Annotated in this window: 2 protein-coding genes and 1 pseudogene; all 3 read left to right on the top strand. The window is 62.0% G+C overall.

The window, feature by feature from the left end:
- Positions 1-223, top strand: a pseudogene (locus tag EOA86_RS30865) (alpha-glucoside ABC transporter permease); the annotation flags it as partial.
- 1 nt (position 224) lies between these two features.
- Complete coding sequence (locus tag EOA86_RS30860; protein WP_127208617.1) at positions 225-1,379, top strand: carbohydrate ABC transporter permease; 1,155 nt, start codon at positions 225-227, stop codon at positions 1,377-1,379.
- Positions 1,380-1,383: 4 nt separating this feature from the next.
- Positions 1,384-2,387 (top strand): alpha-amylase family glycosyl hydrolase (locus EOA86_RS30855; protein WP_245497429.1); only part of this gene is annotated, 1,004 nt, incomplete at its 3' end.

The following is a 2,387-nucleotide window of genomic DNA, read 5'->3' as shown; positions in this document are numbered from 1 at the left end:
CACCATCACCATCCTGGTGCTGAAGGTTTTCGACATCGTGCTGACCATGACCAATGGCCAATGGAACAGCCAGGTGCTGGCCAATCTGATGTTCGATTGGATGTTCCGCGGCGGCGGCGATTTCGGCCGCGGCGCTACCATCGCCATCATCATCATGATCGCGGTCATTCCGATCATGGTCTGGAACATCCGCCAGGCCAACAAAGAAACGGGAGGACATTGAGATGGCCGTGGCGACCGGAAAGTCCTTTGCCAGCCGTTTCGGCGTCCATATCGCTGTCTTCATCTTCGTCGCGATCTGGACCGTGCCGACGCTCGGCATTCTCGTCTCGTCGCTGCGTGACAAGGATCAGATCATCGCCTCGGGCTGGTGGAACTCGTTCGCCAGTTCCACCCAGACGGAAGCGGGCCGGCTGCCACCCGCCTCGGCGCAAGTCGAGAAGGACGGCAAGTTCGTCCTCGAGGGCAACATCTTCGGCGACGATCCGGCCCGCGACATCAGCGCCTTCGGCGTCAAGTCGTCGGCACCGACGCAATATCCCGCCGGCACGACAGCCGATCTCGGCGACGGCGAGACCTTGCAGCTCAATGCCGACGGCAGTTTCGTCATGACCTCAACGAAGCCGTTTGAGGGCGAGCGCGGCCAGCGCGTCTACTACGCCTCGTCGGCGCCGCCGAAATTCACCACCGAAAATTACAATACGGTGCTGTTTTCGGAAGGCATCGGCCGCTCCTTCATGAATTCGCTGACCGTCACCATTCCGGCGACGGTCATCCCGATCCTGATCGCGGCGTTCGCGGCCTATGCGCTGGCCTGGATGCGCTTTCCGGGCCGGGCGTTGCTCATCGCGGTGATCATCGGCCTCTTGGTCGTGCCGCTGCAGATGTCGCTGATCCCGCTGCTGAAGCTTTACAACGGCGTCGGCAGCTTCTTCGGCGTGCCGTCGAAAACCTATCTCGGCATCTGGCTGGCGCATACCGGCTTCGGCCTGCCCTTCGCCATCTATCTCCTCAGAAGCTACATTGCCGGCCTGCCGCGCGAAATCATGGAGTCGGCCCGCATCGACGGCGCCAGCGATTTCGAGATCTTCGTCAAGATCGTGCTGCCGCTGTCGTTCCCGGTGCTGGCCTCCTTCGCCATCTTCCAGTTCCTGTGGGTGTGGAACGATCTGCTGGTCGCGATGGTTTTTCTCGGCACCGAGGGCGACCAGATCGTGCTGACCGCCAAGCTCAACGCGTTGCTCGGCTCGCGCGGCGGCGACTGGGAGATCCTGACGACATCGGCTTTCATCACCATTGTCGTGCCGCTGATCGTGTTTTTTTCGCTGCAGCGTTATTTCGTCCGCGGGCTGCTCGCCGGCTCGGTCAAAGGGGGTTGAGATCATGCAAGCCGCTGTGAAAGCAACGTTGAGCCCCGACCTCGCTGTCGACCGCGACTGGTGGCGAGGTGCCGTGATCTACCAGATCTATCCGCGCAGCTATCAGGACTCGAACGGCGACGGCATCGGCGACCTCAGGGGCATCATCCGCAGGCTGCCCTATATCGCGGCGCTGGGCGTCGATGCCATCTGGATCTCGCCGTTCTTCAAGTCGCCGATGAAGGATTTCGGCTACGACGTATCAGACTATTGCGACGTCGATCCGATGTTCGGCACGCTGGCCGATTTCGATGCCCTGACCGCCGAGGCGCACAGGCTCGGGCTCAAGGTGATGATCGACGAGGTGCTGTCGCATACCGCCGACATCCATCCTTGGTTTAGGGAAAGCCGCTCAAGCCGCACCAACCCGAAGGCGGACTGGTATGTCTGGGCCGACGCCAAGCCCGACGGCACGCCACCAAACAACTGGCTGTCGATCTTCGGCGGCTCGGCCTGGCAGTGGGACACCAGCCGCCAGCAATATTACCTGCATAATTTCCTGGCCGAGCAGCCCGATCTCAACTTCCACAGCCGCGCGGTCCAGGATGCGCTGCTCGATGTCACCCGCTTCTGGCTGGAGCGCGGCGTCGACGGCTTCCGCCTCGACACAATCAATTTCTACTTCCACAGCCAGGGCCTGGAGGACAATCCGCCGCTGCCGCCCGAAGAGCGCAACGACCAGACCGCTCCTTCCGTCAACCCTTACAACTACCAGAACCATCTCTACGACAAGAGCCGCCCCGAAAATCTCGGCTTCCTCGAACGCTTCCGCGCGCTGCTGGACGAATATCCGGCGACGGCGGCGGTCGGCGAAGTCGGCGATTCGCAGCGCGGGCTCGAGGTGGTGGCGGCCTATACCGCCGGCAGCAAGCGCGTGCACATGTGCTATTCGTTCGACTTCCTGGCGCCCGAAAAGATCAGCGCGGCAAAGGTGCGTTCGGTGCTGGAAGCCTTCGGCAAGGTTGCCAG

It is taken from the genome of Mesorhizobium sp. M5C.F.Ca.IN.020.32.2.1 (assembly GCF_004023105.1).
Lineage (GTDB): Bacteria > Pseudomonadota > Alphaproteobacteria > Rhizobiales > Rhizobiaceae > Mesorhizobium > Mesorhizobium wenxiniae.
Note: the sequence above shows the minus strand (reverse complement) of the source record. Positions and strands in the feature narration are given on the sequence as shown.

What these genes read in the sequence shown, in the direction of transcription:
- EOA86_RS30860 (WP_127208617.1), top strand. Translation starts at nt 225, where the DNA reads ATGGCCGTGGCGACCGGAAAGTCCTTTGCCAGCCGTTTCGGCGTCCAT.